Raw genomic sequence first — 15,791 nt, forward strand, 5'->3', positions numbered from 1 at the left:
GACGCTGCCTCGGCCCGACCCGAAGCCTGCAGGGATAAGTCGAAGGCACCACGAAGTGGCGATTTTGCTGGCCGGAGCCCGGGGGTACAGGGGGCGGCGGCGACTGGCCGCCCCCTGTGCGCTCCCTACTTCATGAGTGACATAACGCAGAATACATATTGGGAGCGCAATCTGCTCGGAAATAACACAGAACAAACGTTTTTCCCGGGTCGAAACCGTTGCAAACCGATACAGGAGCTACGGAAATCGTGCTGTTTGTAGGCCCGGCAAGCGCAGCGCCGCCGGGCAGGATGATGGCTCAGTCGCCAAAGAACCAGTAGCCGCTGTTGACCAGCGCTGCCAGCATGGCGAGGAAAGAAGGATCCTCCAGCGCATCGCCAAAATGGTCGGCGCGCAGTGTCAGATGGGTGGCTAAGGCGTCCAGCGCCGGGCGGTGCGGGGAGTTGATCTTCTCACCATTGACGAACACCTCGCCGTCAATGCGCAGCACCCGCAGGCCGCCCAGCCGTTCCAGCGTGTCGCCCTGCTGCAGAGCATCGTAAATTTCATCTGGCTGATACGGCGGCTCCGGCGGCGCGACGTCGAGCTCATGACGCGACTGGGTGATAAACTCGCCGAACCACTGTTTAAAGTGCTCTGGTTGGTTAATCAGCCCCAACATCATCTCGCGCAGGCGGTCGAGTTCGACGGGTAAAATATCCGCCGGATGGTCGCGGGACGGCACGTCCGGATCGGCGTAGCGCTGGCTGCCCAGTTCGCGCTGGAGAACGTAGTCGGCAAAGCCGCTGAACAGCTCGCGGGCATTCGGCGCGCGATAGCCGACCGAATAGTTGAGCGAGTTTTCCAGCGAATACCCCTCATGCGGGAATCCTGGCGGAATATAAAGAATATCGCCCGGCTCCATCTCTTCATCGATGATCGCCTCGAAGGGGTCAACCTGCAGCAGGTCCGGATGCGGGCAGTGCTGTTTCATCGGCACCTTTTCCCCGACGCGCCAGCGCCGACGGCCGGTGCCCTGAATGATAAACACATCATACTGATCCAGATGCGGACCGACGCCGCCCCCGGGTACCGAGAAGGAGATCATCAGATCGTCGATACGCCAGTCCGGCAGAGCGCGGAACGGATGCATCAGCGCCGCCGAGGGTTCATGCCAGTGGTTAACCGCCTGCACCAGCAGGGACCAGTTGTTTTCACTCAGGTGATCGTAGCTTTCGAAGGGACCGTGACTGACCTGCCATTTTCCATCCTGATGGCTGACAAGGCGGCTATCGACCTCGCTCTCCATGGCCAGTCCAGCCAGTTCGTCCGGGCTTAGGGGGTCGATAAAATTGGCGAAGCCGCGCTTCAATACCACCGGCCGTTTTTGCCAGTAGCGTTCGATAAAGTCGGGCCAGTTAAGCGTTAATTGATAATCCATATTGATATTCCACTGCAGGTGTCTGACAGGGATTATAACGGATGCGGCGCCCCGGCGATGCAGGCGCCGTTAAAAAACTCAATGATTAACCCTGTTTATCTTCCATCAGCTGGCGGCCAAACACCACCTCCATGCAGGCACCGCCGAGCAGGCTTTCGCTGGCGATAATCTCCCCGTCATATTGCTCGACGATTTCGCGGGCGACGGAGAGCCCCACACCCTGGCCGGGACGCAGCGTATCTGCCCGCTGGCCGCGGTCAAAGACGGCGCGGCGTTGGCTCTGCGGGATCCCCGGGCCATCGTCTTCCACCAGAATATGCAGATGGCTGTCGGTGGTTTGGCGCACGGAAACCTCCACGAACTCCAGACAGTACTTACAGGCGTTATCGAGAACGTTACCCATCACTTCCATAAAATCATTCTGCTCGCCGACAAAAGTGATCTCCGGCGAGATGTCGAGCGAGATATTGACCCCTTTACGCTGATAGACCTTGTTGAGGGCGGAGGTCAGGCTGTCGAGCAGGGGGGCGATCGGGTGCAGTTCCCGGCTTAGCAGGGTACCGCCGCTGCGCATGCTGGCGCGATGCAAATAGTAACCAATCTGCTGCGAGATGCGGCTTATCTGCTCCAGCATCACCGGCTCCGCCTCGTCGACGCTGATCTTCTCGCCGCGCAGCGAGCGAAGCGTACTCTGCATCACCGCCAGCGGCGTTTTCAGGCTGTGGGTGAGATCGGTAAGGGTGGTGCGGTATTTGTCATAGCGTTCACGCTCGCTGCGAACCAGGCGATTAAGGTTGCTGACCAGCCGGGTCAGCTCGCGGGTGGTGTTGGGATTGAGCTTTTCGCGGTGGTGCTCCTCCAGCTCACGCACCTCTTTCGCCAGCGACTCGATAGGCCGCAGGCTCCACCAGGCGGCGACCCACAGCAGGGGGATCACCAGCAGCAGGTTGGCGGCCAGCACGTAGATAAACCAGCTCCACACCATATAGCTGCGCTTGAGCTCCACCGGAATGGTATCGACCACCACAATGCTGAGCTGGGGCATTTTGCTGGTGGCCGGGTAGAGGTTGATTGCCACCGAGTGGGTCATCTCCGAATCGTCGCCCTGCTCGCGGATGGCGTCCAGCTGTTCCTGAATCTCGTGGTTGTTGCGCAGCAGCATGCTACTGCTGTCGACATCGGCTTCGATCTCATGGAAACCATTGCTCTTCAGCCATTCCGGTTGAATGCGTTTCGCCAGCCAGGGGACATCGCGCTGCGCCCACAGCAGTTTGCCCTTCTCATCGTAGATAAGGGTCACCGTCGGGCTTTCCATATTCAGGTTTTCCGGGATATCGACGTCAATAGCGCCGTTCTCCCATTTCGCCAGCATATAGAAGAGATTGCTCTCGCCGCGCAGCAGGCGGAAGGTGGTTTTATCGAAGCTGACGCTGTAGCCCACCAGCGCTACCATGCCATAGGCCAGCGACAGCACCAGCACGACCCCAGCGGTCGCCAGCAGGAAGCGAACCCGTAATGACAGGGGGAAGATATGTCGCAACAATCCCTTCATCAGCGCAGTTCGAACAGATAGCCCTGGCCGCGCACCGTGGTGATGACGTCCTGTGGGTATTCAGCCTGAATTTTCTTGCGCAGCCGGCCCATCAGTACGTCGATGGTATGGCTCTCACGCAGTTCGGCATCCGGGTAAAGCTGGAGCATCAGGGAATCTTTGCTGACCACTTTGCCGCGGTTGCGGATCAGGGTTTCCATAATGGTGTACTCAAAGGCCGTCAGCTTGATCGGCTGGTCGTTGACTGACAGCTCGCGCCGGGAGAGGTCAACCTGGAACGGCGGCAGGGAGATCACCTGCGAGGCCAGGCCGCTGTTGCGGCGCAGCAGCGCCTGCATGCGGGCGGCAACCTCTTCAATATGGAAAGGCTTGGTGACGTAATCATCCGCCCCGGCGCTCAGCACTTCCACTTTATCCTGCCACCCTTCGCGGGCGGTCAGCACCAGCACCGGCAGCGACACATCGTGGCTGCGCCAGCGGCGGATCAGCGATAGTCCGTCTTCATCCGGCAGGCCGAGGTCGACGATGGCGATATCCGGGAGATGTTCGCCCAGATAGTAGTCCGCTTCCCTGGCATCTTCCGCCGCATCGACCTGATGGCCCAGCTCCTGCAGCTGAACTTTGAGGTGGTGACGCAGCAGGGCGTTATCCTCAACCACGAGTACGCGCATGACTGTTCTCCCTTCCTGTGTTGATAGTAATCTGACGCTCATTATATACGCAAAATATAAACAGCTGTTAAATAAAGCTTTTTATACCAACGGCGCATAACACCGCCAGGCAGGCCAGCCTTCGGCGATGCCCTTTGCGCCTAGTGCATGGAACTCCTTCATTCTATGCGTTATTTCAGCAAACGCCCAGCGGTAGGGCGCGGGCAGTGCGCAGGTTGGTGATGTTAATTTTTTGTGTAATAGTGCTGGGATCACCTCTCAATGACGCCGCAGGTTATCCATTATGTCTCAGCAGAAAAGTGCGGACTGGGTCAGGCTGGCGCAGTCGCCCAGTCAGACGGAACGCATCGAAGCCTTCTTCGGCGGCCACGGCTACGAGCCGCACCGGCATGATACCTATGCTATCGGCCAGACGATTGCCGGCGTGCAGAGCTTTCACTATCGCGGCGGGCAACAGCACAGTCTGCCTGGCGGGACGATGGTGCTTCACCCGGACGAAATACACGACGGCGAGGCGGGCACCGAGGCGGGGTTTCACTACCGCATGGTCTATATCGAACCGGCGCTGATCCAGAGGATACTCGGCGGCAGGCCATTGCCGTTTATCCCCGGCGGCCTGTCGGCGGATCCGCGCCTGCGTTGCGCCGCGCAGCCGTTGTTAAAAGCGGTCACGGACACCTTCGAGCCGCTGGAGGAAGAGGATGCTCTGTACGACCTGGCGCAGACCCTGGCTGTGGTCGGCGGGCAGCGTTCCCGTCGCCAGGCATTTGACTATCAGGCGGCGGAGAGGGCCCGGGAGTATATCCATGCCTGTTTTATGCAGGATATGACCCTCGACACCTTATCGCAGGTGAGCGGCCGGGACCGCTGGAGCCTGAGTCGTGATTTCAGAACGCTGTACGGCACCAGCCCGTGGCGTTACGTCATGATGCGCCGGCTCGATTTTTGCCGCCAGCGGATGCGCGCCGGGGAGCGTCTGGTGGATATTGCCGCCGACGCGGGCTTTGCCGATCAGAGCCACATGACGCGCCAGTTTATCAGCCGCTTTGGTCTCTCTCCGGGCCGCTGGCTGCGGGCGATCCGCGGCTAGCGCGGTGCAGGTTGCACAATCGTTCAAGCGTTACCGCGGCGAGGCGAACTATGCTGACTGCCTTTATCACAAGGAGACAGCCCATGTATCAACTCGTTAATCTTGCTCAGAAATTTTCCCTGTTCAGCGAACAATGGCAGCCCAAAGTGGTGGCTGAGATGAACGACTATCAGTTCAAGATCGTGCGCATCGCCGGCGATTTTATCTGGCACAGCCACCCGGAAACCGATGAGACATTGATGGTGGTGGAGGGGGTATTACGCGTGGACTTCCGCGACGGACATGTGCTGGTGAAGGCCGGGGAGATGATCGTCGTGCCGCGCGGGGTGGAACATAAGACCTCGGCGGAGACGGAAGCGAAGCTCATGCTGATTGAGCCGCGTGGCGTGCTGAATACCGGCCATGAGGGCGGTGAGCGGACGGCGGTGAACGACGTCTGGATCTGATTGCTTTCCGGCGACAAAACGCCCCTCTTTCCGGCGGAAAGAGGGGCAGGGCGATTACTTCAGCTCGTCAACCATGGTGGTTGCCCGACCAATATAGTTGGCCGGGGTCATCGCTTTGAGGCGCACTTTTTCGTTTTCCGGCAGGGCGAGGCTGTCAATAAACTGCTTCATCCCTTCCGCGTCAACGCGTTTGCCGCGGGTCAGCTCTTTCAGCTTCTCGTACGGTTTTTCGATACCGTAACGGCGCATCACGGTCTGGATCGGCTCAGCCAGTACTTCCCAGTTGTGATCCAGTTCGTCCAGCAGGCGATCCTGGTTCAGCTCCAGCTTGCTGATCCCTTTGAGGGTGGACTGATAGGCGATCAGCGCATAGCCGATGCCTACGCCGAGGTTACGCAGGACGGTGGAGTCGGTCAGGTCGCGCTGCCAGCGGGAAACCGGCAGTTTGCTGGCCAGGTGCTGCATGACCGCATTGGCCAGGCCGAGGTTGCCTTCGGAGTTTTCGAAGTCAATCGGGTTCACCTTGTGCGGCATGGTGGAGGAGCCGATCTCTCCGGCGATGGTCTTCTGTTTGAAGTGGTTGAGCGCAATGTAGCCCCACACATCGCGATCGAAGTCGATCAGAATGGTGTTGAAGCGCGCGATGCAATCAAACAGCTCAGCGATATAGTCATGCGGCTCGATCTGGGTGGTGTACGGGTTCCACTGAATGCCCAGCGAGGTGACGAACTCTTCGCTGAACTGATGCCAGTCGACTTCCGGGTAGGCCGCGATGTGGGCGTTGTAGTTACCCACCGCGCCGTTGATTTTACCGAGGATTTCCACCTGGTTCAGCTGACGGTACTGGCGCTCCATACGGTAGGCGACGTTCGCCATCTCTTTACCCATGGTGGACGGCGTCGCCGGCTGACCGTGGGTACGGGAGAGCAGCGGCACATCGCGGTACTGGGTTGCCAGATCTTTTACCGCGTCAATCAGCTTGCGCCAGTAAGGCAGAACCACTTCGTCGCGGGCGGTTTTCAGCATCAGCGCGTGAGAGAGGTTATTGATGTCTTCAGACGTACAGGCGAAGTGAATAAACTCTGATACCGCGTGCAGCTCGGCGACGTCAGCGACTTTCTCTTTCAGAAAATACTCTACCGCTTTCACGTCGTGGTTGGTGGTGCGCTCGATGGTTTTGATGCGCTCCGCGTCTTCGACGCTGAAATCGGCGACGATTTTGTCAAGGAAACCGTTTGCGTCGGCAGCAAAAGCAGGAACTTCCTTGATCGCTGCGTGGGCGGCCAGTTTTTGCAGCCAACGTACTTCCACCTGAACGCGGAATTTCAGCAAACCGAATTCGCTGAAGATACCGCGCAGCGCGCTGACTTTATCGCCGTAGCGGCCGTCTACAGGGGAAACGGCGGTCAGTGAGGATAATTCCATAGATCACAACTCCGGGGTTAAATGAGCAAGAATTTGCTTTGCCTGGTTAACCAGACGATTACGGGAAAACATTAGCTGCAGACGTCCGCCGCCCACCTGATGCCAGAGCACCGCGGCGCGAATACCCGCCAGCAGCGCTGAGCGAACTTTCGCCTGCACCTGCGGGCTTTGCAGCACGGCAGGGGAGCCGGTCACCTGAATACGCGGCCCCAGCGGGCTTATCACGTCAACATAGATGCCTGCCATGGCGCTGAGCAGCGTTTCGGACTGCAGGTCAAAGTGTTCCAGTTGACGGTGCAGGCCGGCGATGCGGTTGCCGAGCGTGTCCATCGCCCCTTTACTGGCGGCGAGCTTGCGCTCCAGCACCATCAGGCTCAGGGTATAGCGCGTCAGTTCAGCATTGAGGCCCTGACGGCTGCTGGTATTGAGCACCCCGAGCAGCGTTTCAAGGCCGAGGCGAAGATTGGCTTCACTGCCACCGAACACCGCCAGCGTCGACTCGGGATCGAGGTCGATGATGCTGTTCAGCGACACATGCAGGGCATCGCTGTCGCAATGTCCTTGATGCGCCAGTTGCTGAACCAGTCGTGCCGCCTGGCAAACGCCAGCCAGCGCCAGCGTGATGTCATAGTAATTCTTCGCCACACATACTCCTTGTCAGCCGTCGGGGCGGTTCGTCCCGACGGAAATAACGCGCGTTCAGGACTGCAGAGGCAGTCGTTGTTCAATAATACCGCCGCCGAGGCATACTTCACCTAAATAGAACACCGCGGACTGGCCCGGGGTGACCGCCGCGACCGGCTCATCGAAGCGGACTTCGATACGGTCTTCATCCAGCGCGGTGACGGTGCAGGGGATATCGGTCTGGCGATAGCGGGTTTTCACCGTGCAGCGCAGGGTGCCCCGCAGCGGTTCACGATCAACCCAGTGCAGCTGTTGGGCAATCAGGCCGACGGACATCAGGCGCGGGTGGTCATGGCCCTGGGCGACGACAAGAATATTGTTCTCAACGTCTTTATCCACCACGTACCACGGATCTTCGCTACCCTCTTTGGTGCCGCCGATACCCAGCCCTTTACGCTGGCCCAGAGTATGGTACATCAGCCCCTGATGGGTACCGATCTCCTCGCCGTCGACGGTGAGGATTTTGCCCGGCTGCGCCGGCAGATAGCGGCCAAGGAAATCGCGGAATTTACGCTCGCCGATAAAGCAGATGCCGGTGGAATCTTTTTTCTTCGCGGTGATCAGATCCAGCTCTTCGGCGATCTTACGCACCTGCGGTTTTTCCAGCTCACCCACCGGGAACAGGCTCTGGGCAATCTGCTCGTGGCTAAGGGTATAGAGGAAGTAGCTCTGATCTTTGTTACCGTCGAGGCCGCGCAGCAGCTGGCTTTTGCCGTCGACATCGGCGCGGCGCACATAGTGCCCGGTGGCGATGTAGTCGGCGCCGAGGTCTTCGGCGGCAAACTCGAGGAAGGCTTTAAACTTGATCTCTTTATTGCACAGAATATCCGGGTTCGGCGTGCGGCCGGCTTTGTACTCTTCCAGGAAGAGCTCAAAGACGTTGTCCCAATATTCGGCGGCAAAGTTAACGGTGTGCAGTTCAATGCCCAGCTTATCGCAGACCGCTTGCGCGTCGGCAAGGTCGGCGGCGGCGGTGCAGTATTCCTCGCCGTCGTCTTCCTCCCAGTTCTTCATGAACAGGCCTTCCACCTTATACCCTTGCTGCAGCAGCAGGTACGCGGAGACCGAGGAGTCGACGCCGCCGGACATGCCGACGATCACTTTTTTCTGGCTTTCTGACATGGAAATACTCGCTACATTGAACTTCGAGGCGGCGTATTCTAGCACGCGCTCACCGTTCATTCACCCCCTGTGAACGGCCAGTTAAATGCGCCAATCAGCGACAGCGGCTGGCGCGGGTCCTGCAGATAACTGCGAATGCTTTCGGCAACCAGCGGTGAACGCAGGTTCGGCGCGTTAAGAATTTCCTCAGCACTGAGCCACAGGCAGCGATCGATATCGCTGTCATGCGGTTCGGTGGCGCACAGATCGCTAAGTTCGATGGCGAACAGGAAGCGCAGAAACGGCGTGTTATCGGGAGCGACCCACTGGTGCATGCGGATGAAGTGCTGCGGCGTGGTGCGAATGCCGGTCTCTTCCCACAGTTCGCGTTCGGCGGCCTGCAGCAGCGTCTCATTGGCCTCCAGGTGGCCCGCCGGCTGGTTCCACAGCGCTTTGCCGTTAATGGTCTCTTCGACGATGAGGAATTTATCCTCGGCATGAACCACGCAGGCTACAGTAACATGAGGTTTAAACATCGCTTTTCCTTTTCGGTTATTCGGCTCTACGCCATTCGCCGTTGGCCAGCCCGTCAAGCGTATAGCCGCCCATGGCGTAGCGGATCAGGCGCAGGGTGGGGAAGCCGACGTGGGCGGTCATCCGGCGCACCTGGCGGTTACGTCCCTCGTAGAGGGTGATTTTCAGCCAGCAGGTGGGGATCGATTTGCGCTCGCGAATAGGCGGGTTGCGCGGCCACAGCCACGCGGGCTCCTCCACCACTTCCACGCCAGCAGGCAGGGTGGGGCCATCGTTGAGCGTGACGCCGTTGCGTAGCGCGGCCAGCGCCTCGGCGGTGGGTTCTCCTTCCACCTGGACGTAGTAAATCTTGCCGGTGCGTTTACCCGGCTGGGTTAGCTTCGCCTGCAGCGCGCCATCGTTGGTCAGCACCAGAAGGCCTTCGCTGTCGCGGTCAAGACGACCGGCGGCGTAGACGCCCGCCACGGGGATAAAATCTTTCAGCGTGCTGCGCCCGGCCTCGTCGGTAAATTGTGGCAACACATCATAGGGTTTATTGAACAAGATCACAGTTTTTGGCTGGTGTTCTTTACGTTGTCTGGTGACTTGTTGTGTGCTGAATCGCTCAACGCGATGTTTTCTAAATGAAGTTTTCTGCATGGTATTTTCAGGCTCTATCAATTGCCGCATTATAGCCTAATTACGAATGCCTTTCATGGATGCAAACATTCAGGTAGTATTGACATGCTCATTACAAATTATTAACAAAAAATTGCTCAAACCGATTCGCACTACAGGCAGGAAGGCGACACGGACGCGATAGCTCCGCTTAGCGGGAAAACCCGGTACGCTGGAGCTGGCCGACTCAGCCAACACCAGGCTCGCGTGAAGAGGGAAGAGCAGAACCAGAAGCGCTCGAAGGAGAGGTTAATGGAAAGCAAAGTAGTAGTTCCGGCGGAAGGTCAAAAAATCACCCTGCAAAACGGCAAACTGAACGTCCCTCACAATCCGATTATCCCGTTCATTGAAGGTGACGGTATCGGCGTTGACGTTACCCCAGCGATGCTGAAAGTGGTTGATGCCGCCGTTGAGAAAGCCTATAAGGGCGAGCGTAAAATTTCCTGGATGGAAGTTTACACCGGTGAAAAATCGACCCAAGTCTATGGCCAGGATGTCTGGCTGCCAGCTGAAACCCTCGATCTGATTCGTGACTACCGCGTTGCTATTAAAGGTCCTCTGACCACCCCAGTCGGCGGCGGCATCCGTTCTCTGAACGTGGCGCTGCGCCAGGAGCTGGACCTCTACGTCTGCCTGCGTCCGGTACGTTACTACCAGGGCACCCCGAGCCCGGTTAAGCACCCTGAACTGACCGATATGGTTATCTTCCGTGAAAACTCAGAAGATATCTATGCAGGTATCGAGTGGAAAGCCGACTCTGCTGAAGCAGACAAAGTCATCAAATTCCTGCGCGATGAGATGGGCGTGAAGAAAATTCGCTTCCCGGAACATTGCGGTATCGGCATCAAGCCGTGCTCTGAAGAAGGCACCAAACGCCTGGTTCGCGCCGCGATTGAATACGCGATCACCAACGATCGTGATTCCCTCACCCTGGTGCACAAAGGCAACATCATGAAGTTCACCGAAGGTGCGTTCAAAGACTGGGGCTACCAGCTGGCTCGCGAAGAGTTCGGCGGCGAGCTGATCGACGGCGGCCCGTGGGTGAAAATCAAGAACCCGAACACCGGTAAAGAGATCGTGGTGAAAGACGTGATCGCCGATGCGTTCCTGCAGCAGATCCTGCTGCGTCCGGCGGAATACGACGTTATCGCCTGTATGAACCTGAACGGCGACTATATCTCTGACGCGCTGGCGGCACAGGTTGGCGGTATCGGTATCGCCCCGGGCGCCAACATCGGTGACGAGTGCGCGCTGTTCGAAGCGACTCACGGTACTGCGCCGAAATATGCTGGCCAGGACAAAGTGAACCCGGGCTCCATCATCCTGTCCGCAGAGATGATGCTGCGCCACATGCAGTGGTTCGAAGCCGCAGACCTGATCGTCAAAGGCATGGAAGGCGCTATCGCCGCCAAGACCGTGACCTATGACTTCGAACGTCTGATGGAAGGCGCTAAACTGCTGAAATGTAGCGAGTTTGGCGACGCGATTATCGCGAACATGTAATCTGGCCCTCAGATTATGTCAGAACGGGAACCTGATGGTTCCCGTTTTTATTATTAGTTTTCGAACGGTTATCAAAATTTTATCAAAACAAGTTATCAAAACCCCTCCCGAAAAACCTCATAAGGCCACCGTTGTCCACCCCTTACCTCGATCATCATGGTACCTATCCGTTTGTTGTTGAGTTTTATGTCCAAGTAAATCTTTCGTGTTTATACCCTGGGCTTTATATAGCCGCTCGGAAAGCGATCTTTGTTCATGGAAAGTTGCCGGGGTACCTTGTCCCCAGTCAATATCTGCACTGTCTCTTGCCTTGCTGAAATTCATGGTCAGTGTTCTGGGTTTCACCTGTGCTCCTCGCTCAGCCTGTGAGGTGGTTCTAAAGAAATGAACCAAATAAGGGCTTACTGCATAATCCCGGCAACGACTGATTACATCTCGGAGGCTCCAGTTGATTGCGTTGCAACGCAGAGCTAATGGTATAGCGATTTTGCTTCCGGTTTTCTCTTGCTCAACGTGTAGATGATCGTCCCAGATGTCCGAGAATTTCATACGGGATATATCACCTAGTCGCTGTCCTGTTACTATGGCTAAAAGCATGGCGTTCCCCATGTATTTGTGATTTTCATCGGCTATATCAAAAATCTTTTGCCATTCCTCAAGTGTGAGGCGCTGGCGAGTGATCTTTCTACGAGGTTGTTTAGTTGCTAGTGCAGGGTTATAACCAGGAGGTACTTCTCCCGCATGCTGAGCTTCTTTAAAAACATCTATTAGGACAGAGCGAATGACCTGAGCCATTCTGGGTTGTCCCTCCGCTAAATATTCATCAAGAATTTGCGCAACATCTCGAACATTGACAGCGGATATTAATTTCATTCCTACCCGTTCCTTAAGCAGAGATACTGGTTTTGCTTTTTGTTTGATAGTGTTTTCTTTAATATCTCCGGACTTTAATCTTTCCTGCTGAATCTTCCAGTAACGTTCAAGCCAAGTGTTAGTTGATATTGATTTTCCTGAGCTGGTGGAAATTCTGTCAGTGATTGCCATTATCTGGCGGGTTTGTTGTTCCGCCAGTCTTTTATTTGCTTCAATAGCTATTGCCGTGGCCTCTGCTTCGTCTGTTCCTAGACTATGAAACTTACCAGTTATCGGGTGCTTATAACGCCAGTATACTTTATTAACCTTTCTACTGAAGAGCGGGTATAAATTTGGAATAGATATATTATTTTTACGTGGTCTGGCAGCCATCGTTCAAAATCCTCTGCAAAAGAACAGGGTCGCTTTTCTTTACTACAGGAGTGGTCAATGTACCGACCAACTCAGCATCCTCCCTGACGCGCCAGAATCGACCTTCTTTTTTGGCTGGGGGAGAAAACATATTCTGTTTAGCATAATTCCTGAGAGTGGAAACACTTGGAGGATTGCTTCTGTATTTCTCGTTTGCCCACTCTTCAAGGGTTAACATCTGGAGCATATGTTTTACCTCATTATGGCCCATTGCTGGGCCAGTATCTGAAAATAAAAAATCAGTTTTGCATCACTTTTTGCAGCACCTGATTGCCGGCAATTATTCGCTGCCAGATCGCTGATACATAGCGGGCCTGATGAATAGCATCAGCGAGGGCATTGTGACGAGCCCCTTCAAACGGGATCGTTGTTTTGGGGTCGAAGCTAATGGCCTGGCCGAGCTCTACCATTGTTCGTACGTCCCGATCGTTCCAGTATTCCCACGGATAATCTTCAGCAATGCAATCGTAAGAAGAACGCAGAATAGAGTTGTCAAATGACGCACCGTTACCCCATACCTGTGCCTTTTTGCTCCCACCAGCGACATTATCAGAAACAAATTCTCTGAACTGGAGTAATGCATCCTGCAACGGGATAGCATCATCATTTACGATCGCAGAGCGTGCTTCGGAAGACTGCTTAAGCCACCAGATAACAGTAGATGGATCGATTACGGCGCCCCAGTTCACAGAGGATTCAAGGCATACGACTTTATAGAAACTTTCGCCAATAGAGCCGGTTGCCGGGTCAAAAACAACCGCACCAATAGCGACGATAGGGGCGTTATGTTTTTTACCCATGGTTTCCAGATCAACCATAACGTGAACATAATCAATTGGCTGATCTTCCTCCTTATTATGATGACCGGATTCAATATCTACAGCATCCGTTTGATGAACAACTTCATCTGTTTTTTCTTTTTGGTTAGCCTTGCCCGTAACGTCAAAAAGACCGTCAATGGAAAATACTCCGTCCCCAATTTTTGAAACTTCAGGCTGCCTGGTCTTGGTAAGGTCTTCGGTCACCCACTTCGGATCCGTAGGGTCGCTAATCCCTTCAACATATTCGCCGCGCTCGGAGGCCGGAACCTGATTAGCGTCTGGACGTTGCTTTTGAGCCTCTTTTACCAGTTCGGTACCAACTGCTTTGAAGTCGGAGGAGAGTGTTTCCAGTTTTGCGCTGCAATCCTCTCCGGCGATTGCTTGGTTTATTGCATCCAGAGTGACTGCAGCAGATGGAATATGCCCCGCCTTGGCAAGCGTTTCAGCGCTCGGGGTATCATGCTTATGTTCAGTCAGATTCGTGTTGATGTAGCCACGCAACCGATCTGGAAAAAGAGTTATTCCACTGGATGCTTCCCTGATAAGTGCAAAAATCGCTGCACGGGAATAATCAAGGATGCCTGGTGTGCTCCGTAATACTGCAGACCATTCTTTAAATGGACTTTCTTTCTTCTGTACTATTTCCTTCGCGCGGCGGTGGACTGATGCCGGAAAATTATAGATATCAAAATCCATAGGCATCGTCGCAAGAGCGATCTCTATATCCAGTGTATCCAGCGAATGCTGATAATCCGGATTGCGGTCAGTTTTGTTACCGCCACCAGCATTGGCGCCGGTATCGGTTTTGTTTATTGAGGTGATATAGTGTCCAGCAGCCCATTCCTTTGTAAGGATCCCGCGGTCAATGTGCGACGTTTCAAGCCACAATTTGGCGAACTGAATTTGCTTGCCGAGCTCATGGCGTTTCCCCACAGGAAATACGCTCTTAAATGCACTGGTAAATTTCCACAGGCCAGGCATATCATATTTTTTAAGCTCCGGAATATTTTCTGCCGTCAGCAGCAGATTCTGCACACCCTGATTATCCGTATCCATTTCCATCGCTGAAAGGCGGTTACGATGAGGAATGCTAATGTGATACACGTGACGTTCGTCGGCCATATACTGGGCAAGCAGCTGCGTGCGGAATGACATTTCCGCCAGGTTGAAGAGTGCTTCTTCATTGTTCGAATAGTCTTCTTCATCACTATTTGCAGGAGATATATCGTTTTCTGGTTTACTGGAGGGCTGTGGTTCAGCAGCCGCCGGCGCAACGATTTTTTGCCATGTCAGCCCGTCTTCACCACCAAGCTCGTAGCGATCGCACCAGGTGTCATCCAGTACACCTTCTTCCGGTAAGTCATCAACGATGAGCCAGTTGGTGCGGATCGGCAGCTGATGGCTGGCGCCACGGCCAACGTTAATTTCAGCGTCTTCCAGGATGTCCAGGATTTTGCGCTCGGCGCGAGAATCGGATTTAGCAGAGAACCAGCAGAAGAGGCTTTTCGCTTCGTTTGCTTTTGCCTTAGCTTTAATGAGATACGGGTAGTTGTTCATTGCGTTTGGGCTCCTTTGGATTGTAAGATACCCGGCAGCTGATGGCAGCCGCCCTGGTGGTGGTCATTGGTCAAAACTCGATTCCGGAAAGCTTTGGTCGGCTGACCGGGTACTTAACCCGCCTTGCGCGGGTTTTGTGCTTTATGGGGCTGGCGAATCGCCCCGCAGCAGCTGTGATACGCGAACGTCGTCAAGCGCTCGCAGGATAGGCTCAAAAGTTTTATGGGCTGGCAGTTTAGATACCGCAGTGATCACTTCTGTAACGGTGATGTCATCGCCGCGGGGGCTATAACCACCACCTGGGCCACGCTGTGAAATAACCAGGTTACCCGCCCGCAGCTTTTTGAAGATCTGCTCAAGGTATGAAGTAGACAGCTTTGACTCTTTACTGATGGCCGTCAGTGAAACGGGCGAGCCGTCATAGAGCTTATTCAAAGTGGCGGCGGCCTGGACAGATGCCAGAACGCGTTTCATTCCAAATTCCATAATCACTTCTCCGGCCGTAACGGCCATTGGTCAAAACTCGATTCAAAAACTCGCTGCAGGCTGTTGGTCGTCAGCCATGTTTTGTGCATTTCGGTAGGGGAGGCACTGGCCCTGTACTTTTTGTTCATCGGCGTTGCTGTTGCAACTGGCCTCTGATGGATAAACACCGATCAGAACATCAGAGCATTCACCAGTGAGAGCACAAACGCTGATGACAAGGGCAAACAGGGTATTCATGCCTCAGCCTCAGGGTTTCCTTTCTGCGCCAGCAAGTAACACAGCTGGCGTAGTCTCACCTCGAACCAGTTCAGGCGGGTCGCCTGGTTCCCGGTAGGTACTCGGGCAAAATCCTTCATAGTTATCTCCAGTTAACTCAGTATTAGGATGTGGTTTTGCAATGCGGCGCCGGGTGCCTCCCGGTGACGGCAGCCAGTTAACAACTACCGCCGACAACTTTTTCCCCACAACGTGTGAATAACCGCCATGTTTACTTTTTTAACTGTGTCGCGTGCGCATAGCCGCATTCACCGCATTGCAAACCCTGATTTTTTATTTTCACT

16 protein-coding genes are annotated in these 15,791 nt (G+C 55.1%); 3 read left to right on the top strand and 13 right to left on the bottom strand.

Annotated elements, in window-relative coordinates:
• Nucleotides 1–298: 298 nt before the first annotated feature.
• From CWM58_RS27195 to phoP, 3 genes are all read right to left on the bottom strand, one after another.
• On the bottom strand, nucleotides 299–1,420 hold the full coding sequence (locus tag CWM58_RS27195) for a cupin domain-containing protein (protein ID WP_012542214.1): 1,122 nt from the start codon (nucleotides 1,418–1,420) through the stop codon (nucleotides 299–301).
• Nucleotides 1,421–1,505: 85 nt separating this feature from the next.
• A complete protein-coding gene (gene phoQ / locus CWM58_RS27200) occupies nucleotides 1,506–2,972 on the bottom strand; it encodes a two-component system sensor histidine kinase PhoQ (protein WP_061155059.1) in 1,467 nt (488 codons plus the stop codon).
• Nucleotides 2,972–3,643, bottom strand: coding sequence for a two-component system response regulator PhoP (phoP, locus tag CWM58_RS27205; protein WP_004150807.1), 672 nt, complete (start codon nucleotides 3,641–3,643; stop codon nucleotides 2,972–2,974). Before phoP ends, phoQ begins: the two co-directional genes overlap by 1 nt.
• Nucleotides 3,644–3,926: 283 nt before the next feature.
• On the opposite strand from phoP, the gene CWM58_RS27210 reads away from it, so the two are divergent.
• Nucleotides 3,927–4,733, top strand: coding sequence for an AraC family transcriptional regulator (locus CWM58_RS27210; RefSeq protein ID WP_100682194.1), 807 nt, complete (start codon nucleotides 3,927–3,929; stop codon nucleotides 4,731–4,733).
• A gap of 83 nt (nucleotides 4,734–4,816) precedes the next feature.
• Nucleotides 4,817–5,179, top strand: a complete 363-nt coding sequence (locus CWM58_RS27215; RefSeq protein ID WP_012542212.1) for a cupin domain-containing protein — start codon at nucleotides 4,817–4,819, stop codon at nucleotides 5,177–5,179.
• Nucleotides 5,180–5,233: 54 nt separating this feature from the next.
• Here the strand turns inward: CWM58_RS27215 and purB are convergent, their stop codons facing one another.
• The 5 genes from purB to rluE are packed head-to-tail and all read right to left on the bottom strand — an operon-like array spanning nucleotide 5,234 to nucleotide 9,592.
• Entirely contained in the window at nucleotides 5,234–6,604 is a 1,371-nt protein-coding gene (purB, locus tag CWM58_RS27220) for an adenylosuccinate lyase (RefSeq protein ID WP_072124892.1), read from the bottom strand.
• A 3-nt stretch (nucleotides 6,605–6,607) separates the two neighbouring features.
• Nucleotides 6,608–7,249, bottom strand: a complete 642-nt coding sequence (hflD, locus tag CWM58_RS27225) for a high frequency lysogenization protein HflD (protein WP_004140557.1) — start codon at nucleotides 7,247–7,249, stop codon at nucleotides 6,608–6,610.
• A gap of 54 nt (nucleotides 7,250–7,303) precedes the next feature.
• The gene (gene mnmA / locus CWM58_RS27230) at nucleotides 7,304–8,410 is read right to left on the bottom strand and encodes a tRNA 2-thiouridine(34) synthase MnmA (protein WP_074386605.1); all 1,107 of its coding nucleotides are present in this window, start codon (nucleotides 8,408–8,410) and stop codon (nucleotides 7,304–7,306) included.
• 56 nt (nucleotides 8,411–8,466) lie between these two features.
• Nucleotides 8,467–8,925 (bottom strand): NUDIX hydrolase, encoded by a 459-nt coding sequence (locus CWM58_RS27235; protein ID WP_100682195.1) that lies wholly within the window; start codon nucleotides 8,923–8,925, stop codon nucleotides 8,467–8,469.
• Between the two features lie 16 nt (nucleotides 8,926–8,941).
• Complete coding sequence (gene rluE, locus CWM58_RS27240; RefSeq protein ID WP_032729972.1) at nucleotides 8,942–9,592, bottom strand: 23S rRNA pseudouridine(2457) synthase RluE; 651 nt, start codon at nucleotides 9,590–9,592, stop codon at nucleotides 8,942–8,944.
• 240 nt (nucleotides 9,593–9,832) lie between these two features.
• Between rluE and icd the strand changes: the two genes are divergently transcribed.
• Nucleotides 9,833–11,083 (top strand): NADP-dependent isocitrate dehydrogenase, encoded by a 1,251-nt coding sequence (icd, locus tag CWM58_RS27245; RefSeq protein WP_008806032.1) that lies wholly within the window; start codon nucleotides 9,833–9,835, stop codon nucleotides 11,081–11,083.
• 117 nt (nucleotides 11,084–11,200) lie between these two features.
• Here the strand turns inward: icd and CWM58_RS27250 are convergent, their stop codons facing one another.
• From CWM58_RS27250 to CWM58_RS27270, 5 genes are all read right to left on the bottom strand, one after another.
• Nucleotides 11,201–12,328 carry a site-specific integrase gene (locus CWM58_RS27250; protein WP_014228877.1) on the bottom strand — a complete coding sequence of 376 codons (1,128 nt, stop codon included), beginning with the start codon at nucleotides 12,326–12,328 and terminating at the stop codon, nucleotides 11,201–11,203.
• On the bottom strand, nucleotides 12,309–12,554 hold the full coding sequence (locus CWM58_RS27255) for an excisionase (protein WP_012542206.1): 246 nt from the start codon (nucleotides 12,552–12,554) through the stop codon (nucleotides 12,309–12,311). The genes CWM58_RS27250 and CWM58_RS27255 overlap by 20 nt, the downstream gene beginning before the upstream one ends.
• Before the next feature lie 52 nt (nucleotides 12,555–12,606).
• Nucleotides 12,607–14,745 carry an exonuclease gene (locus tag CWM58_RS27260; RefSeq protein WP_100682196.1) on the bottom strand — a complete coding sequence of 713 codons (2,139 nt, stop codon included), beginning with the start codon at nucleotides 14,743–14,745 and terminating at the stop codon, nucleotides 12,607–12,609.
• Nucleotides 14,746–14,886: 141 nt separating this feature from the next.
• Nucleotides 14,887–15,231: an Rrf2 family transcriptional regulator gene (locus tag CWM58_RS27265; RefSeq protein WP_014228879.1), complete on the bottom strand. Its 345-nt coding sequence runs from the start codon at nucleotides 15,229–15,231 to the stop codon at nucleotides 14,887–14,889.
• A gap of 42 nt (nucleotides 15,232–15,273) precedes the next feature.
• Nucleotides 15,274–15,468, bottom strand: a complete 195-nt coding sequence (locus CWM58_RS27270) for a DUF1482 family protein (protein ID WP_021462581.1) — start codon at nucleotides 15,466–15,468, stop codon at nucleotides 15,274–15,276.
• Between the last annotated feature and the right edge of the window lie 323 nt (nucleotides 15,469–15,791).

Origin of the sequence: Klebsiella sp. H-Nf2, assembly GCF_002806645.1 — a bacterium.
Classification (GTDB): domain Bacteria; phylum Pseudomonadota; class Gammaproteobacteria; order Enterobacterales; family Enterobacteriaceae; genus Klebsiella; species Klebsiella variicola.